The 24,146-nt window shown below is 71.7% G+C and carries 23 protein-coding genes; 17 read left to right on the top strand and 6 right to left on the bottom strand.

From position 1 onward, the window contains the following. Window positions 1-2 precede the first annotated feature (2 nt). From AB3M81_RS05845 to AB3M81_RS05825, 5 genes are all read left to right on the top strand, one after another. A complete protein-coding gene (locus AB3M81_RS05845) occupies window positions 3-716 on the top strand; it encodes a purine nucleoside phosphorylase YfiH/LACC1 family protein (RefSeq protein ID WP_412902964.1) in 714 nt (237 codons plus the stop codon). Continuing rightward, a complete protein-coding gene (locus AB3M81_RS05840) occupies window positions 703-1,407 on the top strand; it encodes a YggS family pyridoxal phosphate-dependent enzyme (RefSeq protein ID WP_412902963.1) in 705 nt (234 codons plus the stop codon). The genes AB3M81_RS05845 and AB3M81_RS05840 overlap by 14 nt, the downstream gene beginning before the upstream one ends. A 36-nt stretch (window positions 1,408-1,443) precedes the next feature. Next, window positions 1,444-1,920, top strand: a complete 477-nt coding sequence (locus tag AB3M81_RS05835; protein WP_412902962.1) for a cell division protein SepF — start codon at window positions 1,444-1,446, stop codon at window positions 1,918-1,920. A 6-nt stretch (window positions 1,921-1,926) separates the two neighbouring features. Further along, window positions 1,927-2,214 (top strand): YggT family protein, encoded by a 288-nt coding sequence (locus AB3M81_RS05830; protein ID WP_412902961.1) that lies wholly within the window; start codon window positions 1,927-1,929, stop codon window positions 2,212-2,214. A gap of 118 nt (window positions 2,215-2,332) precedes the next feature. Next, a complete protein-coding gene (locus AB3M81_RS05825) occupies window positions 2,333-3,055 on the top strand; it encodes a DivIVA domain-containing protein (RefSeq protein ID WP_412902960.1) in 723 nt (240 codons plus the stop codon). Between the two features lie 201 nt (window positions 3,056-3,256). On the opposite strand, the gene ileS is transcribed toward AB3M81_RS05825, so the two are convergent. Continuing rightward, window positions 3,257-6,427: an isoleucine--tRNA ligase gene (gene ileS / locus AB3M81_RS05820; protein WP_412902959.1), complete on the bottom strand. Its 3,171-nt coding sequence runs from the start codon at window positions 6,425-6,427 to the stop codon at window positions 3,257-3,259. A gap of 60 nt (window positions 6,428-6,487) precedes the next feature. Between ileS and AB3M81_RS05815 the strand changes: the two genes are divergently transcribed. From AB3M81_RS05815 to AB3M81_RS05800, 4 genes are all read left to right on the top strand, one after another. Further along, window positions 6,488-6,889 (top strand): TraR/DksA family transcriptional regulator, encoded by a 402-nt coding sequence (locus AB3M81_RS05815; RefSeq protein WP_412902958.1) that lies wholly within the window; start codon window positions 6,488-6,490, stop codon window positions 6,887-6,889. Window positions 6,890-6,894: 5 nt separating this feature from the next. Next, complete coding sequence (lspA, locus tag AB3M81_RS05810; protein ID WP_412902957.1) at window positions 6,895-7,419, top strand: signal peptidase II; 525 nt, start codon at window positions 6,895-6,897, stop codon at window positions 7,417-7,419. After that, window positions 7,416-8,351, top strand: coding sequence for an RluA family pseudouridine synthase (locus tag AB3M81_RS05805; protein ID WP_412902956.1), 936 nt, complete (start codon window positions 7,416-7,418; stop codon window positions 8,349-8,351). The genes lspA and AB3M81_RS05805 overlap by 4 nt, the downstream gene beginning before the upstream one ends. Window positions 8,352-8,496: 145 nt before the next feature. Then, on the top strand, window positions 8,497-9,720 hold the full coding sequence (locus AB3M81_RS05800) for a pyridoxal phosphate-dependent aminotransferase (protein ID WP_412902955.1): 1,224 nt from the start codon (window positions 8,497-8,499) through the stop codon (window positions 9,718-9,720). A 3-nt stretch (window positions 9,721-9,723) separates the two neighbouring features. On the opposite strand, the gene AB3M81_RS05795 is transcribed toward AB3M81_RS05800, so the two are convergent. Both AB3M81_RS05795 and AB3M81_RS05790 read right to left on the bottom strand, forming a co-directional pair. Beyond that, window positions 9,724-11,073: a LicD family protein gene (locus tag AB3M81_RS05795; RefSeq protein WP_412902954.1), complete on the bottom strand. Its 1,350-nt coding sequence runs from the start codon at window positions 11,071-11,073 to the stop codon at window positions 9,724-9,726. Window position 11,074: 1 nt separating this feature from the next. Continuing rightward, complete coding sequence (locus AB3M81_RS05790; RefSeq protein ID WP_412902953.1) at window positions 11,075-11,737, bottom strand: class I SAM-dependent methyltransferase; 663 nt, start codon at window positions 11,735-11,737, stop codon at window positions 11,075-11,077. A gap of 205 nt (window positions 11,738-11,942) precedes the next feature. Here AB3M81_RS05790 and AB3M81_RS05785 point away from each other — a divergent pair, with 205 nt between their 5' ends. The 4 genes from AB3M81_RS05785 to AB3M81_RS05770 all read left to right on the top strand — a co-directional run bounded on the left by AB3M81_RS05785 (window position 11,943) and on the right by AB3M81_RS05770 (window position 17,949). Next, the gene (locus AB3M81_RS05785) at window positions 11,943-12,908 is read left to right on the top strand and encodes an ATP-binding cassette domain-containing protein (protein ID WP_412902952.1); all 966 of its coding nucleotides are present in this window, start codon (window positions 11,943-11,945) and stop codon (window positions 12,906-12,908) included. Then, window positions 12,905-13,732, top strand: a complete 828-nt coding sequence (locus AB3M81_RS05780) for an ABC transporter permease (protein ID WP_412902951.1) — start codon at window positions 12,905-12,907, stop codon at window positions 13,730-13,732. Before AB3M81_RS05785 ends, AB3M81_RS05780 begins: the two co-directional genes overlap by 4 nt. A 165-nt stretch (window positions 13,733-13,897) precedes the next feature. After that, the gene (gene dnaE, locus AB3M81_RS05775; RefSeq protein WP_412902950.1) at window positions 13,898-17,437 is read left to right on the top strand and encodes a DNA polymerase III subunit alpha; all 3,540 of its coding nucleotides are present in this window, start codon (window positions 13,898-13,900) and stop codon (window positions 17,435-17,437) included. Continuing rightward, complete coding sequence (locus AB3M81_RS05770; RefSeq protein ID WP_412902949.1) at window positions 17,434-17,949, top strand: hypothetical protein; 516 nt, start codon at window positions 17,434-17,436, stop codon at window positions 17,947-17,949. Before dnaE ends, AB3M81_RS05770 begins: the two co-directional genes overlap by 4 nt. Here AB3M81_RS05770 and ybaK read toward each other — a convergent pair. Both ybaK and AB3M81_RS05760 read right to left on the bottom strand, forming a co-directional pair. Then, window positions 17,927-18,415 (bottom strand): Cys-tRNA(Pro) deacylase, encoded by a 489-nt coding sequence (ybaK, locus tag AB3M81_RS05765; RefSeq protein WP_412902948.1) that lies wholly within the window; start codon window positions 18,413-18,415, stop codon window positions 17,927-17,929. The two genes, AB3M81_RS05770 and ybaK, sit on opposite strands and share 23 nt — an antisense overlap. Window positions 18,416-18,513: 98 nt before the next feature. After that, window positions 18,514-19,695, bottom strand: coding sequence for a benzoate/H(+) symporter BenE family transporter (locus AB3M81_RS05760; RefSeq protein ID WP_412902947.1), 1,182 nt, complete (start codon window positions 19,693-19,695; stop codon window positions 18,514-18,516). A gap of 24 nt (window positions 19,696-19,719) precedes the next feature. Here AB3M81_RS05760 and hisD point away from each other — a divergent pair, with 24 nt between their 5' ends. From hisD to hisH, 4 genes are read left to right on the top strand one after another with little or no spacing between them, the layout of a single operon-like run. Then, the gene (hisD, locus tag AB3M81_RS05755) at window positions 19,720-21,012 is read left to right on the top strand and encodes a histidinol dehydrogenase (RefSeq protein ID WP_412902946.1); all 1,293 of its coding nucleotides are present in this window, start codon (window positions 19,720-19,722) and stop codon (window positions 21,010-21,012) included. Next, on the top strand, window positions 21,009-22,088 hold the full coding sequence (locus tag AB3M81_RS05750) for a histidinol-phosphate transaminase (RefSeq protein WP_412902945.1): 1,080 nt from the start codon (window positions 21,009-21,011) through the stop codon (window positions 22,086-22,088). Before hisD ends, AB3M81_RS05750 begins: the two co-directional genes overlap by 4 nt. Next, window positions 22,085-22,702 (top strand): imidazoleglycerol-phosphate dehydratase HisB, encoded by a 618-nt coding sequence (hisB, locus tag AB3M81_RS05745; protein ID WP_412902944.1) that lies wholly within the window; start codon window positions 22,085-22,087, stop codon window positions 22,700-22,702. Before AB3M81_RS05750 ends, hisB begins: the two co-directional genes overlap by 4 nt. Further along, a complete protein-coding gene (hisH, locus tag AB3M81_RS05740; RefSeq protein ID WP_412902943.1) occupies window positions 22,699-23,349 on the top strand; it encodes an imidazole glycerol phosphate synthase subunit HisH in 651 nt (216 codons plus the stop codon). The genes hisB and hisH overlap by 4 nt, the downstream gene beginning before the upstream one ends. 112 nt (window positions 23,350-23,461) lie before the next feature. Here the strand turns inward: hisH and AB3M81_RS05735 are convergent, their stop codons facing one another. Next, window positions 23,462-24,109: a YitT family protein gene (locus tag AB3M81_RS05735; RefSeq protein ID WP_412902942.1), complete on the bottom strand. Its 648-nt coding sequence runs from the start codon at window positions 24,107-24,109 to the stop codon at window positions 23,462-23,464. Window positions 24,110-24,146 lie beyond the last annotated feature (37 nt).

Genomic DNA, 24,146 nt, shown 5'->3' with positions numbered 1-24,146 from the left:
CCGTGACCGACTCGTCCACGCCGTTCTGGTTCGCCGGCGAGCTCGGCGCGGCGCGGTTCGGGTTCACGGACGCACGGACCGACCTGGGCCGCGGTCCCGCCGGTGACGGCGGACCCGCGGCCGGCGTCGTCGCCGTGGCGCAGGCGCTCGGCGCCCGCCCGGCGCTGATGCGCCAGGTCCACGGGGCCACGGTCGCCCTCGCCGACCCCGACGGCCCCACGCCCGAGGCGGACGCGCTCGTCGTCGACCGTCCCGGCGTCGCGGCCGTCGTCCGCGTCGCCGACTGCACGCCCGTCGTCCTCGTCTCGCCGGACCGGCCGCTGGCCGCCGTGGTCCACGCGGGCCGCGTCGGGATGGCGCAGGGCGTCGTGACGTCGGCCGTCGAGGACCTCCGCGCCCGGGGTGCGGGCGCGCTCGAGGCCTGGATCGGCCCGCGCGCGTGCGGTGGCTGCTACGAGGTGCCCCAGCAGATGGCCGACGAGGTCGCGGCGGTCGAGCCGGCCGCGCGCACCACCACGCGGCAGGGCACGCCCGGCCTCGACATCGGCGCGGGCGTCGTCGCCCAGCTCGAGCGGGCGGGCGTCGTGGTCCACGACCTCGGCGGCTGCACGATCGAGGACGAGACCTTCTGGTCCCACCGCCGCCAGGGCGACGCCGCCGGCCGGTTCGGGGCCGCCGTGGTGCTGGGGGAGGGGAGTGCCGATGGACCGGCGTGACGAGCTGGCGCAGAACCTCGCGGCCGTCCGCGAACGCATCGACCGCGCGTGCGAGCGCGCCGGACGCTCCCGCGACGAGCTCACCCTCGTCGTCGTGACCAAGACCAGGCCCGCCTCGGACGTCGCGCTGCTCGCCGAGCTCGGCGTGACCGACGTGGGCGAGAACCGCCACCCCGAAGCCGGGGACAAGCGCGCCCAGGCCGAGCAGCTCGGCGCGCACGTGCGCTGGCACTTCGTCGGCGGCCTGCAGACCAACAAGGCCGGCGCAGTCGCCCGCTACGCCGACGTCGTGCACAGCCTCGACCGGCCGAAGCTGGCCCGGTCGCTCGACCGGGGCGCCGAGGCGGCGGGACGCACGCTGCGCTGCCTCATCCAGGTCGACTTCGACACCACCGACCCCGGCCGCGCCGGCGTGCCGCCGCACGAGGTGATGTCGCTGGCCGAGCTGGTCACGGCGGAGTGCCCCCACCTCGAGCTGGGCGGCGTCATGACCGTCGCCCCGCTCGGCCAGGACCCCGCGCCGAGCTTCGCGCACCTGCGCGAGATCAGTGCCGCGCTCGTGCGGGAGGTGCCCGGCGCGACCATCATCTCGGCGGGCATGAGCGAGGATTTCGAGGACGCGATCCAGCATGGCGCGACACACCTGCGGGTGGGTCGCTCGGTGCTCGGGCAGCGCCCTGTACTGCAGTAATGTCGACACCGTCAAGACCGAAGATCGGGAGTGAGCATGGCTGGCGCAATGCGGAGGATGGGCGAGTACCTCGGACTCGTCGAGCAGGCCGAGTACGACGAGGCCGCGGAGTACGAGGCGCCGACCCCGGCGCGTACCGCCGCCCCGGCGCGGACGCCTGCGCCCGCGCAGCCGGCCGCCCGCCCGGTCACGGCGCTCGAGGACCGTCGTGAGCCCGGCATGACCGCCGCGGAGATGGCGCGCATCGAGACCGTCACGCCGCGCACGTACAACGACGCCCGCACGATCGGCGAGTCCTTCCGCGCCGGCGTCCCGGTCATCATGAACCTGTCCGACATCGGGGACGACGACGCCAAGCGCCTCGTCGACTTCGCCGCGGGCCTGGTGTTCGCGGTCCACGGCACGATCAACCGCATCACGGCGAAGGTGTTCCTGCTGTCGCCCGAGGGCGTCCAGGTGTCCGACGAGGACCGCGCGACGCTCGCGGCCGGCGGCTTCTACAACCAGAGCTGAGGTCCCGTGTCGCCGATCGGCACCGTTCTTTCCACCCTGATCGAGATCGCGATCATCCTGGTCATCGCCAGGTTCGTCGTCGACTGGGTGCAGCTGCTCGCGCGCCAGTGGCAGCCGCGGGGCGCCATCGCGGTGCTCTGCGAGGTCATCTTCAGCGTCACGGATCCGCCGCTGCGGGTCCTGCGCAAGGTCATCCCGCCCATCCGCCTGGGTGGCGTCATGCTGGACCTCTCGGCGATGGTGCTGTTGCTGATGTTGTTCATTGCACAATCACTTGTGCTGACCATCTTTTAGTCTCGGGCTGAGGTTCAATCCCGAGCCGCTTGGCGGGCGCATAAGATGAAGCGGTACCGTTGACGAGGCCCCACAAGCTTGCACGACCCGTAACCGACTCAAACGCAGAGGTGACCAGATGGCGCTCACGCCCCAGGACATTCGCGACAAGCAGTTCACCGCCGTACGCTTGCGCGACGGCTACGACATGGGCGAGGTGGAGCAGTTCCTCGACGAGGTCGAGGTCGAGTTCGAGCGTCTCGTCAACGAGAACGCCGAGCTGAAGGCCAAGGTCGCCGAGCTCGAGTCCGCGCTGGAGGAGGCCTCCAAGGCCCAGCCCGCGCCGGCCCCGGTCGCCGAGGCTCCCAAGCCCGAGCCCGTCGCCGCCCCCGAGCCCGTCAGGGCCCCCGAGCCGCCGCAGCCGCAGGAGCTGCGCGTCACCTCGACCGCCGAGGCCTCCACGGCCGCGGCCCGCCTGCTCGAGATCGCCTCGGCCAACGCGGACCAGCTCATGGACGCCGCCAAGGGCGAGGCCGACGCCATCATCGCCGAGGCCCGCGTCGAGGCCGAGCAGCTCTCCGCCGAGGCCCGCCGCAACGCCGACACGCTGCAGTACGAGTCGCGCAAGCGTGCCGAGCAGCTCGACCTCGAGACCGAGCAGCGCCGCAAGGAGACGATCTCCACGCTCGAGCGCGAGCGCCAGGAGCTGCAGAGCGAGATCGACCACCTCCGTGCGTACGAGCGTGAGTACCGCGCCCGCCTGAAGGCCTACTTCCAGGACCAGCTCGCCCAGCTCGAGGGCAGCGCCCCGGTCGCCCCGCAGAAGGGCACCGCACTGGACAGCGGTTCCGACGCGTCGTGAGGCCACTCGCGTTCTGAGTCAGACGACACAGCGCCCGATCCCCTGAGGGGATCGGGCGCTGTCATGTCTGCGGTCGGCCCGGGTGATCCGGTACACCGGCACGCTGCGCGCCGGCACTCGATCACCGGCGCGCTCACCGGGGATTGAGTGGCTGGCGAGGAACGAGCCACGTATCGAGATCACTCGACGCGGCTCGCTCCCTCAGGCGCGCGTCAGGCTCAGCGAGAGACCGAGGTCGGCGTCGGCGACGTCGCCGCCCGTGCCCTCGGCGAACGAGGTGGCCAGCACCTCGTCGGCGATCGACGCGGCGTGCTCGCGCAGCGCCTCGGCCGTCTCGCCGTCGGCGGACCACGTCAGCGCGATGCGGTCCGTGATCTCCAGGCCGGCGGCCTTGCGGGCCTCCTGGATCACGCGGACCGCCTCGCGGGCCAGGCCGGCGCGGCGCAGCTCGTCGTCGATCGCCAGGTCCAGCGCGACCGTCTCGCCCTGCTCGTTGACGACCGACCAGCCCTCGCGGGGACGCTCGGTCACGATGACGTCGTCGGGCTCGACGGTCCAGGACTGGCCGTCCTCGCCCGTCACGGTGGCCGAGCCGTCGGCCTCGAGCGCGGCGGCCAGCCGGCCGGCGTCGGCGGCGGCGATGGCCTGCGCGACGACGGGGGTCTGCTTGCCGTGACGCTTGCCGAGGTGGCGGAAGTTGGCCTTCGCGGAGAACTCCACGAGGTCGCTGCCGGCGTCGCCGAGCGAGCCAAGCGAGGCGATGTTGAGCTCCTCGCACACCTGGGCGCGCAGGTCCTCGCCGAGCTGGTCGTAGTGGGCCGAGCCGATCAGGGCACGGCGCAGCGGCTGGCGCGTGCGGACCTTGGCCTCGGCGCGCGCGGCGCGGCCGAGCTCGGTGACCCGGCGGGCCAGGTCGACGCTCTCGGCGAGGCCGTCCACCACGAGCGACTCGTCGACCTGGGGCCACGAGGCCAGGTGCACCGACGGCGCGGCGTCGGGGGTGACGGGGACGATGACGTCCTGCCAGACCCGCTCGGTCACGAACGGCACGAGCGGCGCCAGCAGTCGGGTGACGACGTCGAGGACCTCGTGCAGCGTCGCGAGCGCGGCCGCGTCGCCACGCCAGAAGCGCTTGCGCGAGCGGCGGACGTACCAGTTGGACAGGTCGTCGACGAACGTCGCCAGCACGGTGCCGGCACGCTGCGTGTCGAAGTCCTCCAGCGCCGTGGTGACGTCGCGCACGAGCAGCTGGGTCTGCGACAGCAGCCAGCGGTCGAGGACCGAGCGCTCGGCGGCGGGCGGGACCTCGCCCGTGGCCGGGCTCCAGCCCTCGGCCCGCGCGTAGAGCACGTGGAAGGCGGCCGTGTTCCAGTAGGTCAGCAGGACCTTGCGGACGATCTCGGTCAGCGCGTTGTGGCCGATGCGGCGCGCGGACCACGGCGAGCCGGAGCACGCCATGAACCAGCGCAGCGCGTCGGCGCCGTGCTCGTCCATGAGCGGCATGGGCAGCAGGATGTTGCCCAGGTGCTTGCTCATCTTGCGGCCGTCCTCGGCCAGGATGTGGCCCAGGCACACGACGTTCTCGTAGCTGGAGCGGTCGAACACGAGCGTGCCGACGGCCATGAGCGAGTAGAACCAGCCGCGGGTCTGGTCGATCGCCTCGCAGATGTACTGCGCGGGGTAGGCCTGCTCGAACTTCTCCCGGGAGCCCTCGACGTGGGGGTAGCCCCACTGCGCGAAGGGCATCGAGCCGGAGTCGAACCAGGCATCGATGACCTCGGGCACGCGGCGGTAGGTGCCGGGCTCGCCGTCGATCGTGAAGGTCACGTCGTCGATGTACGGACGGTGCGGGTCGAGTCCGGACTGGTCGGTGCCGGTCAGCTCGGACAGGTGCGCGAGCGACTCGACGCACACGACCTTGCTCGGGTCGGCGTCGTTGCGCCAGATCGGCAGGGGGGTGCCCCAGAACCGGTTGCGCGACAGGGACCAGTCGATGTTGTTCTCGAGCCAGTCGCCGTAGCGGCCGTGCTTGATCGTGCCGGGGTACCAGTTGGTCTGCTCGTTCTGGGCGAGCAGCTCGTCCTTGCGCTCGGTGGTGCGGATGTACCAGGCCGGCAGGGCGAAGTACATGAGCGGCGTGTGGCAGCGCCAGCAGTGCGGGTAGCTGTGCTCGTAGTCCAGGCCGCGGAACAGCAGGCCGCGGTCCTCGAGGTCGGCGACGAGCGTCGCGTCGGCCTCCTTGAAGAACTTCCCGCCGACGAGGTCGACGTCGTCGCCGAAGTGGCCGTCGGTGGTGATCGGGTTGACGACGGGCAGGCCGTAGGCCTTGCACACCGCCATGTCGTCGGCGCCGAACGCGGGGGACTGGTGGACCAGGCCCGTGCCGTCGTCGGTGGTGACGTACTCGCCCAGCACGACGAAGTGCGCGTCCGGGATCTCGACCAGGTCGAAGGGGCGGCGGTAGGTCCAGCGCTCCATGTCGCGGCCCGTGATCGTCTCGGCGACCTCCCAGCCCTCGCCGAGCGCGGAGCCGACGAGCGGCTCGGCCACGACGACGCGGCGGTCGTCCTTCGTGGCGACGACGTAGGTGACGTCGGGGTGCACCGCGACGGCCGTGTTGGAGACGAGCGTCCACGGCGTCGTGGTCCACACCAGCAGGTCGGTGCCCTCCCACGGTCCGGAGGTCAGCGGGAAGCGGACGTACACGGACGGGTCGACGACCGTCTCGTAGCCCTGTGCGAGCTCGTGGTCCGACAGCGTGGTGCCGCAGCGCGGGCAGTACGGCGCGACGCGGTAGTCCTCGACGAGCAGGCCCTTGCCGTGGATCTGCGACAGCGCCCACCAGACGCTCTCGACGTAGGAGGCGTCCATCGTGCGGTACGGGCTGGACATGTCCGTCCAGTACGCCATGCGCTCGGTCATCTCCTCGAAGAGGTCGACGTTGCGCAGCACCGACTCGCGGCACCTGGCGTTGAACTCGGCGATGCCGTACGCCTCGATGTCGGGCTTGCCGTTGAAGCCCAGCTCCTTCTCGACCGCGATCTCGACGGGCAGGCCGTGGCAGTCCCAGCCGGCCTTGCGGTCGACGTGGTAGCCCTGCATGGTCTTGAACCGCGGGAAGATGTCCTTGAAGACGCGCGCCTCGACGTGGTGCGTGCCGGGGGTGCCGTTGGCGGTCGGCGGGCCCTCGTAGAACGTCCAGCGGGGGGCGTCCTCCGGGGTCTGGAGGCTGGCCGCGAAGGTGCCCTGCTCGGCCCACAGGTCGAGGATCTCGCGCTCCATCGCCGGGAGGTCGACATGCGCGGGAACCGGCCGGTATCCGAGGGGCTCGGCAGCGGCGGCGACGGGGGCGTTCGGGGCGTCCTGACTCACCCGGCCGATTCTACGGGGGCGCGACTTGCACCGGGTCCGTGGTCGGTCTACTGTCCCCGCATGCCCAAGACCGAGTTGGCCGTCCGCGAGGACGAGAGCCCCTGGACCGCCGAAGAGACCCAAGCCGTGCAGGACGAGCTCACCGAGGACCTCACGCGCCTGCGCGAGGAGCTCGACAGCACCGCCAAGGACCTGCAGGACATCCTGGCCGGCGGTGTCGACGGGGCGGGCCAGGACCAGGCCGACGTGGGCTCCAACAGCCTCGAGCGTGACGCCGAGCTGTCGCTGGCCGCGAACCAGCGCGAGCTGCTGCTGCAGACCGAGAAGGCGCTCGAGCGCCTCGAGGACGGCACGTACGGCGTGTGCGAGCAGTGCGGCCAGCCGATCGGCAAGCTGCGCCTCATGGCCTTCCCCCGCGCGACGCTGTGCATGGACTGCAAGCGCCGCGAGGAGCGTCGCTGACCATCGTGACCCCCTCCGCCGAGCCGGCGAACACGACCCTGCGTCCGCGCCGGGTCGGCCTGTTCGCCTGCGTGGCGGCCCTGACGGTCGTGCTCGACCAGCTCACCAAGTGGTGGGCCGTGGCGAAGCTCGACGGTCGTGAGCCGATCACGCTCGTGGGCGACCTGCTCAGCCTGCGCTTCGTCCTCAATCCCGGTGCCGCCCTCGGCACCGCCGCCGGGTACACGATCGTGCTGTCGCTCATCGCGATCGCGGTCGTCGTGACCCTCGTCGTCATCGCCCGCCGCCTGCGCGACCCGTGGTGGGCCGTCGGGCTGGGCCTGTTCCTGGGCGGCGCCGTCGGCAACCTGATCGACCGGCTGTTCCGCGAGCCGTCGTTCCTGCGCGGCCACGTGGTCGACTTCATCGACTACGCCGGGTTCTTCGTCGGCAACGTCGCCGACATCGCCCTGACGATCGCCGCCGTCGTCATCATCTGGCGCTCGTGGCGGGGACACCGCTTCGACGGCACCCGCGAGGAGGACGCATGACCGACGAGACCGAGGTCCGCAGCGTCTACGTCCCGGAGGGGCTCGAGGGCGAGCGCGTCGACGTGGCGCTGGCCCGCGTCTTCGGCGTCTCGCGCACCCGCGCCGGCGAGCTCGTCGCCGACGGGCTCGTGCTGCTCGACGGCGTCGCGCCGATCAAGTCCGACCGCGTCGAGGCCGGCGCGCTGCTCGAGGCGACGATCCCGGCGCCGCGGCGCGCGGTCGTCGTGCCCACCGAGGTCGAGGGCATGTCGATCGTGCACGAGGACGACGACATCGTCGTGGTCGACAAGCCGGTCGGCGTCGCGGCGCACCCCGGCGTCGGCTGGGACGGGCCCACCGTCTCGGGCCACCTCGCGGGCGTCGGCGTGCGCATCTCCACGAGCGGCGCCCCCGAGCGCCAGGGCATCGTGCAGCGGCTCGACGTCGGCACGAGCGGCCTCATGGTCGTGGCGAAGTCCGAGCGCGCCTACACCGTGCTCAAGCAGGCGTTCCGCGACCGCACGGTCGAGAAGACCTACCACGCGCTCGTGCAGGGCCACCCCGATCCGCACACCGGCACGATCGACGCGCCGATCGCGCGGCACCCGAAGCACGACTTCAAGTTCACGGTGCGCGCCGACGGCCGCGCCAGCATCACGCACTACGACACGCTCGAGGCGCACCGCTACGCCTCGCTGCTGACGATCAAGCTCGAGACCGGCCGCACGCACCAGATCCGCGTGCACATGAGCGCGATCAAGCACCCGTGCGTCGGCGACCCGCTGTACGGCTCCGACCCGGTGCTGGCCAAGCGCGTCGGCCTCGACCGGCAGTGGCTGCACGCCGTGCGGCTCGGCTTCGAGCACCCGGCCTCGGGGGAGTGGGTCGAGTTCGAGAGCCCCTACCCGGCCGACCTCCAGCGCGCACTCGACCTCATCCGCGAGCTCGACTGACCGGTGACGGTTTCCCCGGTTAAGCGGGGAAACCGTCACTGAACGAGGTTCGCGAACCACGTGAAGTGACAGCAAACCTCGTTCAGTGGGGCGCGTTCGGACCACACCGGCGCGGGGCTCGCGGCCCGTCCGGCACAATGAGGTCATGAGCCCCGTCATGCGCCAGTCGGACAAGTTGAGGGATGTGCTGTACGACATCCGCGGCCCCGTCAGCGCGCGAGCCGCCCAGCTCGAGGCGGAGGGGCACCGGATCCTCAAGCTCAACATCGGCAACCCGCAGCCCTTCGGGTTCGACGCGCCGGCCGAGATCCTGCAGGACGTCATCGCCGGCCTGCCCACGGCGCAGGGCTACTCCGACAGCCGCGGCATCCAGTCCGCGCGCCGCGCCGTCGTGCACCACTACCAGCTGCAGGACGGCTTCCCGGCGCTCGACATCGACGACGTCTGGCTCGGCAACGGCGTCAGCGAGCTGATCCAGATCGCGCTGCAGGCGCTGCTGAACAACGGCGACGAGGTGCTGATCCCCGCGCCGGACTACCCGCTGTGGACGGCGGTCACGAACCTCGCCGGCGGGCGCCCCGTGCACTACCTGTGCGACGAGGACAACGACTGGAACCCCGACCTGGCGGACCTCGAGTCGAAGATCACCGAGCGCACCAAGGCCATCGTCGTCATCAACCCGAACAACCCCACGGGTGCGGTCTACAGCCGCGAGACGCTCACGGCCATCGCCGACCTCGCGCGCAAGCACGGCCTGGTCCTCATGGCGGACGAGATCTACGACAAGATCCTCTACGACGACGCCGTGCACGTCCCGCTGGCCAGCGTCGCGCCCGACGTGCTGACGCTGACGTTCAACGGCCTGTCCAAGGCGTACCGGGTGTGCGGGTACCGCGCCGGCTGGGTCGTCGTGACCGGCCCGCTGGAGCGCGCCCAGGACTACCTCGAGGGCATCACGCTGCTCGCGTCGATGCGGCTGTGCCCCAACGTGCCGGCCCAGAACGCGATCCAGGTGGCGCTCGGCGGCTACCAGTCGATCAAGGAGCTCATCCTGCCCGGCGGCCGCCTGCTCGAGCAGCGCGACACCGCGGTCAACGAGCTGCGCAAGATCCCCGGCGTCAGCGTGGTCCCGCCGCGCGGCGCGCTCTACGCGTTCCCGCGACTCGACCCCGAGGTGCACCCCATCAAGGACGACCAGCAGTTCGTCCTGGACCTGCTGATGAGCGAGAAGATCCTGCTCACCCAGGGCACCGGCTTCAACTGGCCGGACCCGGACCACCTGCGCATCGTGACGCTGCCGTGGTCGCGTGACCTGGCCGAGGCGATCCAGCGGATGGGCAACTTCCTCAGCTCGTACCGCCAGGACTGACGCTCAGCGGCGCCGCAGCCGGTCCAGCCAGCTGCGGCGCGCGGGAGCGGCGGGCTCGTCGTCCGCGGCCGGGACGCCCAGGTCCAGCCAGTCGCGCTTCTTCCACGAGTGCTTGAAGCCCGGGTCGCTGCTGTTCCAGCCGGTGCCGTAGATCGTCGCGAGGTACTCCTCGGGCCGCGCCGGCAGCGGCACCTCGACGCCCAGCAGCTCGGCGCGGGTCGTGGGGAACATCGTGTCCCGGGACAGCCCGCGGCGGACGCCGGGGTACCAGGAGACGCGGTCGCCCTCGAAGAGCCCGCAGAACACGTCGACCTTCTTCGAGCCGGCACGGCCGACGTGGCGGTGGCTGAAGAAGTCCCCGCTCACGGTGAAGCCGCGCTCGCGCAGGAACTCCTCGAGCCGCGCGTGCGCCGCGGGCAGGCTCGTCGCCTCGTGCGGCTCGAAGGCGATGATGAGGTCGAGGTCGTCGTCGTGGGGGATCAGGTCGTGGTCGCGGACCGCCGCGAGGGCCGCGCCGAAGCCGAAGGCGACGTTCGGGGTCAGGTCGGCGAGGGCGTCGGCGATCTCGACGGCGAAGCGGACGTAGGCCACCTTCTCGTCGTGGGACCAGAAGCGGAAGGACCGCAGCGGGCCGTGGGTGGTCCACTCCAGGGAGCGCTCCAGCAGGAAGCCCTCGTTCGCCACGGCGCGGAAGGTGCGCGCCAGGTCGGGCGTCAGGACGTGCCGCGCGTCGGTGAGCGCGCGACGCGCCTGTGGGTAGCGACCCGTGAGCGCCAGGCCGAGCGGCTCGAGCGCCGCCGTGAGCTCGGGCTCGTCGGGATCGGCGTGCTCGGCCAGGAACGCCGCCAGCTGCTCAGCCCGCTCGGCGGCGTCGTGCACCGGGACGAGGTCCTCGCCCGGCCCCGCGACGCTGATCCGCAGGTCCCGGTGCGCGGAGGCCGCGCGCGACGCGACCGAGCGCAGCCGCAGGGCGGCCAGCTCGACGGGCCGGGCGAGGGCGACCTCGAGCCACGGCGCTTCCTCGTACGACGAGCGGAACGCGACACCGGCGGGGTGGTCCGCGTCGAACAGCCGCGCGGCGTCGAACGCCTCCTCGCCGGGGGCGCCCCAGCTGCTCGCGGTGACCGTGGCGATCGCGGCGAGCTCCCGGGGAGCGAGCCCCTCGACGGTCTCGAGCCCGAGGGACTGCAGCTGCAGCACGACGAGCGGGGTCAGCTCGACGCGCACCCGCTCGACGGCCCGTCCGCCGAGGTCGAGCCGGAGCTCGCCGCCGGGACGCAGCAGGTCGAGCTCGGGGAAGCGGTCGCGCGACTCGCGCACGAGACCCGCGATGCGGTCGGCCAGCTCGGTCACGTCAGCGCTTCACGAGCACGGCGCGCGCGACGTACGCGTCGTCCTGGCGGTACTTGGCGAAGCCGAACCCCTCGACGGCGTACGCGACCTCGAAGCCCTGCAGCACGGCGTTGGCGTTGAAGGCCGTGGGCTCGACGAAGCGCCGGAAGTGCGTGCCGGTGACCTTGGCGCCGCTCGCGTCGCGGACGGTGCGGTACTCGACCGCGAGCCGGTCGCCGGGGGAGGTCAGCGACGCCGCCAGGCGCAGGAACGCCGTCTCCTCCTCGTCGGTGATGGCGTGCACGAAGAAGCGTGCGTAGAGCAGCGTGTTGCCCGGTTCGACGCGCAGCCGCGAGGCCAGCTCGGGGTCGTCGATCGAGGAGGCGACGAACTCGGCCTGCTCGCCCAGCGCGGCCGCCAGGTCGGCGCAGGACTCGACGGCGGCCTTGGAGCCGTCCACGCCCGTGACGTCGTGGCCGTGCGAGGCGAAGAAGATCGAGTCGCGCCCGGCGCCGCAGCCGAACTCGACGATGCGCGCGGGTCCCTCGAGCTCGCCCGCGACGAACGTCGCGAACTGCGACGGCAGCGGGCGGCGGCGGGCCCGGGTGCTGGCGTAGAACTCGTTCCAGTACGCCTCGCGCTCGGCGTCGGACGCGTCGAGCGGCGGGGTGGGACGGTCGGTCATCGGGCCTCCGGTGGCAGGGAAACAAGGGCGCGGCGGCATCGGGCCGCGCTTCACGCTGCGGACAGCGTACGGCCACCGGGCCTTCATCCGGCGGCGGCGTCCCCAGCGCGTCAGGGCGGGTCGTGGCGGGCCGTTCCGGCCACTGCTCGGCCGTCTGCACGCGAAGGCCTGTTTTCTGTCCGAGGCGTCCTCCATGATCGAAGGCATGACCGACATGATCCGCGCGACCGGACTGGTCAAGCGCTATGGCGACGTGGAGGCCCTCGCCGGCCTCGACCTCACCGTGCCCGAGGGCACGGTCCTGGGGCTGCTCGGCCCCAACGGTGCGGGCAAGACCACCGCGGTCCGCATCCTGACGACCCTGCTGGCCCCGGACGAGGGCACGGCCACCGTCGCCGGCGTCGACGTCCGGGCCGATCCGGACGGGGTGCGTCGCCGCATCGGCCTGTCCGGGCAGTACGCGGCGGTCGACGAGTACCTCACCGGCTACGAGAACCTCGAGATGGTGGGCCGGCTGTACGGCATGCGCGCCAAGGACGCGGGCGCCCGCGCGCGCGAGCTGCTCGAGCGCTTCGGCCTGTCCGACGCGGCGGACCGGCCGTCCAAGACGTACTCCGGCGGCATGCGGCGGCGGCTCGACCTCGCCGGGGCGCTCGTGGCGCAGCCGCCCGTCATCGTGCTCGACGAGCCCACCACGGGTCTCGACCCGCGCAGCCGCCAGCAGATGTGGGACGTCATCTCCGACCTCGTCGCCTCGGGCGCCACGGTCCTGCTGACCACGCAGTACCTCGAGGAGGCGGACCTGCTGGCGGACAACATCATCGTGATCGACCGCGGTCGCGCGATCGCCGAGGGCACCGCCGACCAGCTCAAGTCGCAGGTCGGCGGCGAGCGGATCGAGGTCGTCGTCGACGACCCGGCGCACGTGGCCAAGGTCGAGGGCTTCCTGTCCGAGGTGGCCCTGGGCGAGGTGACGGTCCGCGAGCGCACGGTCACCGCGGGCGTGAGCGGCACGGGCGCCGACGACCTCATGCGGGTCCTGGAGCACATCACGGGAGAGGGGATCGACGTCCTCGACATCGGCCTGCGCCGCCCCACCCTCGACGACGTGTTCCTGACCCTGACCGGCCGCGAGGCCGAGGACGACACGACCGAGGAGGTCTCCCGATGAGCACCACGACCACGACCCGTCACGGACTGGGCCGCACGCTCACCGACGGCTGGGTGTGCACCAAGCGCAATCTGATCAAGATCAAGCGCGTCCCCGAGATCATGGTGTTCGTCCTGCTCTCGCCGATCATGTTCGTGCTGCTGTTCGCCTACGTCTTCGGCGGTGCGATCGACGCGGGACCCGGACTGGACTACAAGGAGTTCCTGATCGGCGGCATCTTCGCCCAGACGGTCGTGTTCGGCGCGACCTTCTCGGGCGCGGCGATGGCCGAGGACATGCAGAAGGGCTTCATCGACCGCTTCCGGTCGCTGCCCATGGCGCGCTCGGCCGTGCTGATCGGCCGCACCGGCTCCGACGTCGTCTACAACGTCCTGTCGCTCGTCATCATGGCGATCACGGGCCTGTTCGTCGGCTGGCGCGCGCACGAGGGCATCCCCAAGATGCTGGCCGCGTTCGGCCTGCTGCTGCTGTTCGCGTACGCGATCAGCTGGGTGATGGCGTGGGTCGGGCTCATCGTGCCGAGTGTCGACGTGATCAACAACGCCTCGTTCATCGTGATCATGCCCCTGACGTTCGTCTCGAACGCGTTCGTCCCTCTTCGGGACTTTCCGAGCTTCCTCAAGCCGTTCGTCGAATGGAATCCGGTCTCTGCAGTCACCCAGGCTGTTCGGGAGTTGTTCGGCAATGTTCCGGATCGAGCTCCTGAACCCGAGGCGTGGAGCCTTCAGAACCCTGCGCTCTACACCCTCGTGTGGGTCGTACTGATCGTCGCGATCTTCGTCCCGCTCTCTGTGCGGGCGTACCAGCGGGCCAGCACCAAGTAGCGCGCGGGGGAGGGGCTCCGGTGCGGGCGTGCCTACCGATTCCGTCGGAGCGCTCACGTACGCTGGAGTCCTTCCCCACCACCTCGACCGCGGGCATCCTCCGACGGTCGTGCACACCTGTCCCCACACCCGGGACCGACTTGGCAGCGGAGGCCGACAGCGACCATGGCGAGTGACTCGAGCTTCGTGCACCTGCACGTCCACACGGAGTACTCGATGCTCGACGGACACTCGTTGCTGGGCGGCCTGTTCGAGCGCACCGCCGCCCAGGAGATGCCCGCGATCGCGATGACCGATCACGGCAACGTGCACGGCGCGTTCGACTTCTGGAAGACCGCGCAGAAGCACGGTGTGAAGCCGATCATCGGCCTCGAGGCGTACCTGACGCCCGGCACCCACCGCAGCGAGAAGAAGCGCGTCCGCTGGGGTCGCGGCAACGCCGAGGAGGAGGGCGGCGACGACGTCGCCGGCGGCGGCGCCTACACCCACATGACGATGTGGGCGTCCACCACCGAGGGCATGCACAACCTCTTCCGGCTCTCGTCGCTGTCCAGCCTCGAGGGCTACTACTACAAGCCGCGCGCCGACCGCGAGCTGCTCGAGACGTACGCGAACGGGCTCATCGCCACCACCGGCTGCCCGTCGGGCGCCGTGCAGACGCGCCTGCGCCTGGGCCAGTACGAGGAGGCCCGCCGCGAGGCCGCCGAGCTGCAGGAGATCTTCGGCAAGGAGAACTTCTTCCTCGAGCTGATGGACCACGACATCGCGATCGAGCGCCGCGTCCGCGAGGACCTGCTGCGCCTGGGCCGCGAGCTGGGCATCCCGCCGGTCGCGACGAACGACTCGCACTACACGCACCCCGAGGACGCCGCCGCGCACGACGCGCTCATCTGCGTCGCCTCGGGCAAGCGCATCAACGACGAGAAGCGCCTGCGCTTCGACGGTGGCGGCTACTACATCAAGTCCGCCGCCGAGATGCGCTCGCTGTGGGAGGACAAGCACGGCATGAAGGAGGCGTGCGACAACACCCTCCTGATCGCCGAGCGCTGCGACGTCAGCTTCACCGAGTCCACCGGCGGCTACATGGCGCGCGCCGACGTGCCCGACGGCGAGACCGAGGAGTCCTGGTTCCGCCAGGAGGTCTGGCGCGGCATCGAGGCGCGCTACGGCAAGGACTTCGGCGACGACGTGCGCGCCCGCACCGAGATGGAGCTCGAGGTCATCGCGCAGAAGGGCTACTGCGGGTACTACCTCGTGGTCGCCGACTTCATCAACTGGTCCAAGGACAACGGCATCCGCGTCGGGCCGGGGCGTGGCTCCGGCGCCGGCTCGATCGCCGCGTACGCGCTGCGCATCACCGACCTGTGCCCGTTGAAGAACGGCCTGATCTTCGAGCGCTTCCTCAATCCTGAGCGCCCCTCGATGCCCGACTTCGACATCGACTTCGACGAGCGCCGGCGCGGCGAGGTCATCCAGTACGTCACGCGCAAGTACGGCGCCGACAAGGTCGCCCAGATCGCCACGTTCGGCCGGCTCAAGTCCAAGGCCGCGGTCAAGGACGCCAGTCGCATCCTGGACTACCCGTTCGCGATGGGCGACAAGATCACCAAGGCGATGCCCGCCGACGTCATGGGCAAGGGCGTCAAGCTCGGCGACATCTTCGACGAGAAGCACCCGCGCTACAACGACGGCAAGGACTTCCGCGACCTGCACAGCCAGGACCACGACGTCCGCCAGGTGTACGACATCGCGCTCGGCCTCGAGGGCCAGATCCGCAACTGGGGCGTGCACGCCGCCGGCGTCATCATGAGCAGCGCGCCGCTGCTGGACATCGTGCCGATCATGAAGCGCGAGGCCGACGGCGCGATCATCACGCAGTTCGACTACCCGATGTGCGAGTCGCTCGGCCTGGTCAAGATGGACTTCCTGGGCCTGCGCAACCTCACGGTCCTGGATGACGCCGTCGCCAACATCAAGGCCAACCGCGGCATCGACCTCGTGCTCGAGGACCTGCCGTTCGACGACCCCGAGGCGTACGCGCTGCTGTGCCGCGGCGACACGCTCGGCGTGTTCCAGCTGGACTCGCCGCCCATCCGCCAGCTGCTCAAGATGATGCAGCCGGACAACTTCGAGGACATCAGCGCCGTCATCGCGCTCTACCGTCCCGGTCCGATGGGCGCCGACAGCCACACGAACTACGCCAAGCGCAAGAACGGCCGCCAGGAGATCGACTACATCCATCCCGAGCTCACCGAGGCGCTCAAGCCGATCCTGGGCACCACCTACGGCCTGATCGTGTACCAGGAGCAGGTCATGGAGATCGCCCAGGTGCTCGCGGGATACTCGCTCGGACAGGCCGACAACCTGCGCCGCGCCATGGGCAAGAAGAAGCGCGAGGTCCTGGAGAAGGAGTTCGAGGGCTTCGAGGCCGGCATGATCTCGCGCGGCTACTCCAAGGCCGCGATCAAGACCCTGTGGGACATCCTCGTCCCGTTCGCCGACTACGCCTTCAACAAGGCGCACTCGGCCGCGTACGGCGTCATCAGCTACTGGACCGCGTACCTCAAGGCCCGGTTCCCCGCGGAGTACATGGCCGCGCTGCTGACCAGCGTCAAGGACGACAAGGACAAGTCGGCGCTGTACCTGGCCGAGTGCCGCCGCCTCGGCATCAAGGTGCTGCCGCCGGACGTCAACGACTCGGTGGCGAACTTCGCCTCGGTCGGGCCGGACATCCGCTTCGGCCTCACCGCGGTGCGCAACGTCGGCGCCAACGTCGTCGGCGGGATCATCGAGGCGCGCGAGGAGCAGGGCGCGTTCACCGACTTCGCCGACTTCCTCGACAAGGTCCCGACGCAGGTGTGCAACAAGCGCGTCCTGGACTCGCTCATCAAGGCGGGCGCCTTCGACTCGCTCGGCCACGGCCGGCGGGCGCTCGCGTCGATCGCCGAGGAGGCGGTCGACCAGTACATCGACATCAAGCGCAACGCCGCGATCGGCCAGGACTCGCTGTTCGGCGCCTTCGAGGAGGAGTTCGACGGCCTCGCCGTCACCGTGCCGCAGATCGCGGAGTGGGAGAAGACCCAGAAGCTCGCCTTCGAGCGCGACATGCTCGGTCTCTACGTGTCCGACCACCCGCTCGGCGGGCTCGAGCACGTGCTGGCGGCGAACTCGGACTCCTCGATCGGCGCGCTCCTCGACGGGGACCGGCCCGACGGCGACGTGCTGCGCCTGTGCGGCCTGGTGACGAACGTCCAGCGCCGGATGAGCAAGAAGGGCGACACGTGGGCCACGATCACCCTCGAGGACCTCGAGGGCTCGGTCGACATCGCGGTCTTCCCGGCCGCGTACAACCTCGCGGCCGGCGTGCTCACGCAGGACTCGCTCGTCGTGGTCAAGGTGCGCGTGCGCCGCAACGACGACGGGATGGACCTGTCGGCCAACGAGGTCACCCGCCCGGCGATGGGGGAGGGGCGCACCGACCAGCCGCTCGTCGTGAGCATCTCCACGTCGCGCTGCACCCTCGACACGATCAATGCCTTCAAGCAGGTGCTGGGCTCGCACCCGGGCGTCACCGAGGTGCACCTGCGCCTGTCGGGCCCGGGCAAGACCACCACGATGCGCCTCGACCAGGGCCTGCGCGTGTCCACGACGTCGGCGCTGTTCGCGGACCTCAAGGAGCTGCTCGGGCCGGGGTGCCTGGCATGACGCGAATCGCGACGGTCCTGCTGGGGGTCGCCGCCAGCGGCGTGCCGGCGGGGCTCGTGTGGCTGTGGCTGGGCGAGCCGTCCGAGTGGCTGGCGACCGAGCGCGGGCTCGTCCTGACCGAGTCGGCGGCCGGCGGGCAGTTCCAGGTGGTGGCGGTGTTCGCGCTCATCGGGATCGTGCTGGGCGTGGTCGCGGGCGTCCTGACCCACCGGCTCACGCGGCCCGGCCGCTGGCAGCACGTCGTGGGCCTCACGGCCGCGGCGAGCGCCGCCGCGCTGCTGTGCTGGCGCGTCGGCGTGATGCTGGGTCCCAACCCGCCTGCCGAGGCCAAGGACGTCGAGGTGCTGCAGACGGTGCCGTCGCAGTTCGCCGTCGACGCCCTCGCGCCGTTCCTGCTGTGGCCGCTCGCGGCGGTGCTGGCCTACACGCTGTCGATGTACCTCAGCACCGACGGCGTCGACGAGGACGACGAGCCCGAGCCCGCCGAGGTCAGCGACCGATCGACGCCGTGACCGCGCCGGTCTGAGCCACCAGGTCGGCGGGTGCGACCTCCAGGTCCAGGCCGCGCCGGCCGCCCGAGACGAACACGGTCTCGTGCCCCAGGGCGCTCTCGTCCACGACGGTGCGGTGCGCGCGCTTCTGCCCGAACGGGCTGATCCCGCCCAGCACGTAGCCCGTGGCGCGCTGCGCCGCCGCGGCGTCGGCCATCTGCGCCTTCTTCGCCCCGAGGGCGGCCGCGGCCCGCTTGAGGTCGAGGCTGCCCGAGACGGGCACCACCGCGACGGCCAGCTCGCCGTCGAGGTCGATCATGAGCGTCTTGAACACCCGTGCCGGGTCCAGGCCCAGCACGTCGGCGGCCTCCTGGCCGTACGACTGCGCGCGGGGGTCGTGCTCGTACGCGTGTGCCGTCACGGCCACGCCGGCCCGGTGGAGGGCGACCAGTGCGGGCGTGCCCTCGGGTCCCTTCTTCTTCGCCACGCCGGCAGGCTACCGGCCGCCCCGCCACCGGGGTGCGGACCCGCTGAGTTTCACGTTCGGCCGCCTTCGTCCGGCGTGTCGCGGGCCGAACGTGCAACTCAGCGGGTCGGGGGCCGGGGGGCGCGCTCGAGGGTGGCGCGGACGGCCAGGCCGAGCAGCAGGGCCCAGAAGGCGGCGCCGACCGACCACAGCGTGATGCCCGAGGCGGCAAGCAGGAACGTCAGGCCGGCGCTCGTGCGGTGACGGGGCTGCGCGAAGGCCCCCTCGAGCGAGCCGACGAGCGCGCCGACGAGGGCGAGCCCGGCGACCGCCTCGATGATCCCGGCCGGTGCCACGGCGGCGAGCGTCACGACGAGGCCGGCCGAGCCGGCGATCACGAGGTAGGCGACGCCCGACGAGACGCCGGCGATCCAGCGCCGCTCGCGGGGACCGGCCTCGTCCCCGGCGGCGAGCGCGGCGGAGAGGGCGGCGAGGTTCATGGCGTGCCCGCCGAAGGGCGCGACCGCCGCGGTGCCCAGCCCGGTCGTGACGACGGACGAGCGCCACGGCGCCTCGAACCCGAAGGACCGGAGCACGGCCGCACCCGGCAGGTTCTGCGACGCCATCGTGACGACGGTGAGCGGCAGCGCGATGCTGACGACGGCCGCCCACGTCAACGTCGGCGTGGTCCACGTCAGCGTCGGGACGAACTGCGCCGTGTCGATCTCGGCACCGGACCGCCACGCGGAGACGAGGATCGCCACGACGGCGACGAGCAGGGCGAACGGCACGGCCCAGCGCGGCCGGAACCGGGTCGCGGCCAGCCACGCCAGGAGGACCGGCGCGACGTAGGCCGGCGACTCGGCCAGCGCGACGAACGGCGCGAGGCACAGCTGCAGCAGGATCCCCGCCAGCATCCCCTGGGCGATCTCGGTGGGGATCCGCGCGACGAGCCGGCCCAGGACGGGCACGAGCCCGATCACGGCGATCAGCACGCCGGTGACGACGAACGCGCCGACGGCCGCGGCCCAGCCGCCGTCGACCCGGCCGGTCGAGACCAGCAGCGCCGCGCCGGGAGTGGACCAGGCGAGCGTGACGGGGATGCGATGCACGAGGCCCAGCACGATGGCCAGGACGCCGAAGCCGACGGTCAGCGCGAGCAGCCCGCTCTCGGCCTGGTCCTCGGTGGCGCCCGCGGCGCACAGGCCGGCCAGCACCACCGCGAACGAGGACGTGAAGCCCACGAGGGCCGTCACGACGCCGGCGGTGACCGGCTGCTGCCATGGCGACGCGGAGGCCATGCACCCGCCTCCTAGACTTGGACCGTGCTTCGACGACTCGATCTTCGTGACCAGACCGGAGGGTACCGCGACGCGGTCCCGCGTGCCGAGGTCGACGTCGAGCATGCGCTGCGTGCCGTCGTCCCGATCTGCGAGGACGTGCGCACGCGCGGGGCCGACGCGGTGCTCGACGCCGGCGAGCGGTTCGACGGCGTCCGCCCCGAGCGGCTGCGCGTGCCGGCCGACGAGATGCAGAAGGCCTTCGACAACCTCGACCCCGCCGTGCTGGCCGCGATCGACGAGTCGATCGCCCGCCTGCGCGCCACGTGCGAGGCCGAGCTCGAGCGCACGGTCTCGGTCGACGTGGCGCCGGGCGCCACGGTGGAGCGGCGCATCGTCCCGATGCAGCGCGTGGGCCTCTACGTGCCCGGCGGCCTCGCGCCGCTCGTCAGCACCGTCATCATGAACGCCGTTCCGGCGCAGGTCGCGGGCGTGCCCGGCATCGCCCTGGCCAGCCCGCCGCAGGCGGAGTTCGGCGGCCTGCCGCACCCGACGATCCTGGCCGCGTGCGTGCGCCTGGGCATCGACGAGGTCTACGCCGCCGGTGGCGCGCAGGCCCTCGCGATGCTCGCGTACGGCACGCAGGAGAACGAGGCGGTCAACCTCGTCACCGGTCCGGGCAACATCTTCGTCGCGGCCGCCAAGCGCCACCTGCAGGGCGTCGTGGCGATCGACGCCGAGGCCGGTCCCACCGAGATCGCGATCATCGCGGACGCGACCGCCGACGCCGAGTTCGTCGCGGCCGACCTCATCAGCCAGGCCGAGCACGATCCGCTCGCCGCCGCCGTCCTCATCACGGACTCGCTCGAGCTGGCCGACGCGGTCGACGCCGAGCTCGCCCGCCAGGTGCCGACCGCGCGCCACGCCGAGCGCATCGGCACGTCGCTCGCGGGCACGCAGTCCGCGACCGTCCTCGTGCGCGACCTCGACCAGGCCGTCGACGTCGCCAACGCGTACGCCGCCGAGCACCTCGAGATCCAGACCGCCGACGCACCCGCCGTCGCCGACCGCATCGTCAACGCCGGTGCGGTGTTCGTCGGGGCGTACGCGCCCGTCTCGCTGGGCGACTACGCCGCCGGCTCGAACCACGTGCTGCCCACCGCGGGCTGCGCGTGCCACTCCTCGGGCCTGTCGGTGCGCGCGTTCGTCAAGAACATGCACGTCGTGACCTACTCCGACGCCGCCCTGCGCGACGTCGGCCCGAAGGTCGTGACGCTGGCCGAGGCCGAGGACCTGCCGTCGCACGGCGCGGCCGTCTCGGTGCGGCTCGCCCGATGAGCGTCCCGGCGTGGGTGCCGATCCGTGACGAGCTGCGCGACGAGGAGCCGTACGGCGCCCCGCAGATCGACGTCCCGGTCCGCCTGAACACCAACGAGAACCCGTACGGTCCCAGCCCGGAGGCGGCGGCCGACATCGCCGCCGCCGTGCAGGAGGCCGCGCTCGAGCTCAACCGGTACCCCGACCGCGAGGCGTGGGCGCTGCGCGAGGCGCTCGCGGCCTACCTCGGCCACGGACTGACCGCCGACCGCGTCTGGGCCGCCAACGGCTCCAACGAGGTCATGCAGCAGATCCTGCAGGCGTTCGGCGGGCCCGGCCGCACCGTGCTGTCGTTCGCGCCGACGTACTCGATGTACCCCGAGTACGCGCGCAACACCCACACCCGCTGGGTGGCGGGCAAGCGCGCCGAGGACTTCTCGATCGACGTCGACGCGGCCGTCGCGCTGGTCGAGGCCGAGCGCCCCGACGTGGTCTTCCTGACCTCGCCGAACAACCCCACGGGCACGGCGCTGGCTCCCGAGGAGCTGCGCTCGGTGCTGGACGTCGCGCCCGGCATGGTCGTGGTCGACGAGGCCTACGCCGAGTTCCGCCGCGCGGGCACGCCCACGGCCCTCGAGCTGCTGGCGGACCACCCGCGACTCATCGTCACGCGCACGATGAGCAAGGCCTTCGCGCTGGCCGGGGGACGCCTCGGCTACCTGGCGGCCGACGCGGCCGTCGTGGACGCGCTGCGCATCGTGCGCCTGCCGTACCACCTGTCGGCCGTGACGCAGGCCACCGCGCTGGGCGCGCTGCGGCACACCGACGAGCTGCTCGCGCAGGTCGACGCGCTGCGCACGACGCGCGACGAGACCGCCGCCTGGCTCGCCGGGCGCGGGTACGACGTGGCCGCCTCCGACGCCAATTTCGTGCTGTTCGGGCATTTCGCCGATCGGCACGCCGTGTGGGAGGGTTTGGTCGACCGAGGAGTCCTGATCCGCGAGGTCGGGCCCTCGGGCTGGTTGCGGGTGTCGATCGGCACCCCGGACGAGATGCAGGCGTTCCGCGACGCCCTGCAGGAGGTGGACCCCCGATGACCCAGTACGCCGCCGGCACGCGCACGGCCAGGATCGAGCGCAAGACCTCGGAGTCGCACGTCGTCGTCGAGCTCGACCTCGACGGCACGGGCACGCACGACATCAACACGGGCGTCGGCTTCTACGACCACATGCTCACGGCGTTCAGCCGCCACTCGCTGATCGACCTCACGGTCCGGTCCGAGGGCGACCTGCACATCGACGCGCACCACACGGTCGAGGACACGGCCATCTGCATCGGCCAGGCGATCCGCGAGGCGCTCGGCGACAAGGCCGGCATCCGCCGCTACGGCGACGCCCTCGTCCCGCTGGACGAGGCCATCGCGCAGTGCGTCGTCGACGTGTCCGGACGCCCGTACTTCGTGCACACCGGCGAGCCCGAGCGCCAGATCACCGCGATCATCGGCGGCTCGTACATCGGCTCGCTGACGTCGCACGTCTTCGAGTCGATCGCGCACCACGCCGGGGTCACGATGCACGTGAACCTGATCGCGGGCCGCGACCCGCACCACATCGCCGAGTGCCAGTTCAAGGCGCTCGCCCGCGCCATGCGGCAGGCGATCGAGCCCGATCCGCGTGAGACGGGCATCCCGTCCACGAAGGGAGCCCTGTGACGACGGTCGCCGTCCTCGACTACGGCTCGGGCAACCTGCGCTCGGCCGTGCGCGCGGTCGAGCGGGCGGGCGAGTCCCGCGGCGCCGAGGTCGTGCTGACCTCCGACGCGACGACCGCGCTCGAGGCCGACGGACTGCTCGTCCCCGGGGTCGGCGCGTTCGAGGCCTGCATGCAGGGCCTGCGCGCGGTCGACGGCGAGCGGATCATCGAGCGCCGGCTCATCGCGAGCCGGCCCGTCCTGGGCATCTGCGTGGGCATGCAGATCCTGTTCGCCGAGGGCATCGAGCACGGCGTCCGCAGCACGGGCTGCGGTGAGTGGCCCGGCACGGTCGAGCACCTGCAGGCGCCGATCGTCCCGCACATGGGCTGGAACACCGTCGAGCCGCCCGAGGGCAGCCGCATGTTCGCGGGCCTGGAGGACGAGCGGTTCTACTTCGTGCACTCCTACGGCGTGCGCGACTGGAAGCTCGACGCCGAGGGCACGCCGTTCGAGGCGCCCGGCGTCACGTGGACGCAGTACGGCGGCGACCGCTTCGTCTCGGCCGTCGAGCACGGACCGCTGTGGGCCACGCAGTTCCACCCCGAGAAGTCGGGCGACGCCGGCCGCCGGCTGCTCGAGAACTGGATCGCCACGCTCGGTGGTTGAGTAGCTCGCGAGCGCAGCGAGCGGCGTATCGAAACCACCGCCCTCGCAGGTGATCTCGATACACCGTCTCGCTGCGCTCGCCGGCACTCGATCACCGGGCTGGGTGCGCTTCTCAGGCGCGGTACCGCTCGGGCCGGTGGTTGAACGCCAGCACGATGTTGAGCACCACGGCGCCGAGCGCGGACAGCAGCACGTTGTCCCACGGCACGACCAGCAGCGCGCCGACGACCACCAGCACGTCGAGCGCCATCTGCACGTAGCCGGCCCGCAGCCCGGCCTGCTCCTGCGCGATGAGCGCGAGGACGCTGAAGCCGCCGAGGCTCGAGCCGTGGCGGAACAGGATGAGGATGCCCACGCCCGCGAGCAGGTTGCCGGTCAGCACGCCGTAGACCGGCGTGAGCTCGGGGGAGGGGATCATCTGCGCGTGCAGCGAGGTGAACGCCGACAGCAGCGCCACGGCGACGATCGACCGGAACGTGAAGCGCCAGCCCTTCTTCCACGCCGCCAGCGCGAAGAACGGCAGGTTGACCAGCACCAGCATGAGCGGCAGCGCGACGGGGAGCGCGTACGTCAGCAGCAGCGACAGGCCCGCCGTGCCGCCCGTGACGGCGTGGGCCTCGTGCAGCAGGTGCAGGCCAAGCGAGGCGAGCCACGTGCCGGTCAGGACGCCGAGGACGTCCTCGGCGGGGGTGTGCGGCAGGGTCACCGCGGTGGGCTCGGTGGAGTCGGCGGGCTCGAGGTCGGCGCTGGGTTCACTCATGGCCCGACAACTCTACGGAGGCGCCTCGATACGATCG

It is taken from the genome of Aeromicrobium jepli (assembly GCF_047246605.1).
Lineage (GTDB): Bacteria > Actinomycetota > Actinomycetes > Propionibacteriales > Nocardioidaceae > Aeromicrobium.
Note: the sequence above shows the minus strand (reverse complement) of the source record. Positions and strands in the feature narration are given on the sequence as shown.

Excerpts from the sequence above, each read along its gene's own strand:
- AB3M81_RS05840 (WP_412902963.1), top strand. The coding sequence starts at position 703 with ATGGACCGGCGTGACGAGCTGGCGCAGAACCTCGCGGCCGTCCGCGAA.
- AB3M81_RS05835 (WP_412902962.1), top strand. The coding sequence starts at position 1,444 with ATGGCTGGCGCAATGCGGAGGATGGGCGAGTACCTCGGACTCGTCGAG.
- AB3M81_RS05825 (WP_412902960.1), top strand. The coding sequence starts at position 2,333 with ATGGCGCTCACGCCCCAGGACATTCGCGACAAGCAGTTCACCGCCGTA.
- AB3M81_RS05815 (WP_412902958.1), top strand. The coding sequence starts at position 6,488 with ATGCCCAAGACCGAGTTGGCCGTCCGCGAGGACGAGAGCCCCTGGACC.
- AB3M81_RS05805 (WP_412902956.1), top strand. The coding sequence starts at position 7,416 with ATGACCGACGAGACCGAGGTCCGCAGCGTCTACGTCCCGGAGGGGCTC.
- AB3M81_RS05800 (WP_412902955.1), top strand. The coding sequence starts at position 8,497 with ATGAGCCCCGTCATGCGCCAGTCGGACAAGTTGAGGGATGTGCTGTAC.
- AB3M81_RS05790 (WP_412902953.1), bottom strand. The coding sequence starts at position 11,737 with ATGACCGACCGTCCCACCCCGCCGCTCGACGCGTCCGACGCCGAGCGC.
- AB3M81_RS05785 (WP_412902952.1), top strand. The coding sequence starts at position 11,943 with ATGACCGACATGATCCGCGCGACCGGACTGGTCAAGCGCTATGGCGAC.
- AB3M81_RS05780 (WP_412902951.1), top strand. The coding sequence starts at position 12,905 with ATGAGCACCACGACCACGACCCGTCACGGACTGGGCCGCACGCTCACC.
- dnaE (WP_412902950.1), top strand. The coding sequence starts at position 13,898 with ATGGCGAGTGACTCGAGCTTCGTGCACCTGCACGTCCACACGGAGTAC.
- AB3M81_RS05770 (WP_412902949.1), top strand. The coding sequence starts at position 17,434 with ATGACGCGAATCGCGACGGTCCTGCTGGGGGTCGCCGCCAGCGGCGTG.
- AB3M81_RS05760 (WP_412902947.1), bottom strand. The coding sequence starts at position 19,695 with ATGGCCTCCGCGTCGCCATGGCAGCAGCCGGTCACCGCCGGCGTCGTG.
- AB3M81_RS05750 (WP_412902945.1), top strand. The coding sequence starts at position 21,009 with ATGAGCGTCCCGGCGTGGGTGCCGATCCGTGACGAGCTGCGCGACGAG.
- hisB (WP_412902944.1), top strand. The coding sequence starts at position 22,085 with ATGACCCAGTACGCCGCCGGCACGCGCACGGCCAGGATCGAGCGCAAG.
- AB3M81_RS05735 (WP_412902942.1), bottom strand. The coding sequence starts at position 24,109 with ATGAGTGAACCCAGCGCCGACCTCGAGCCCGCCGACTCCACCGAGCCC.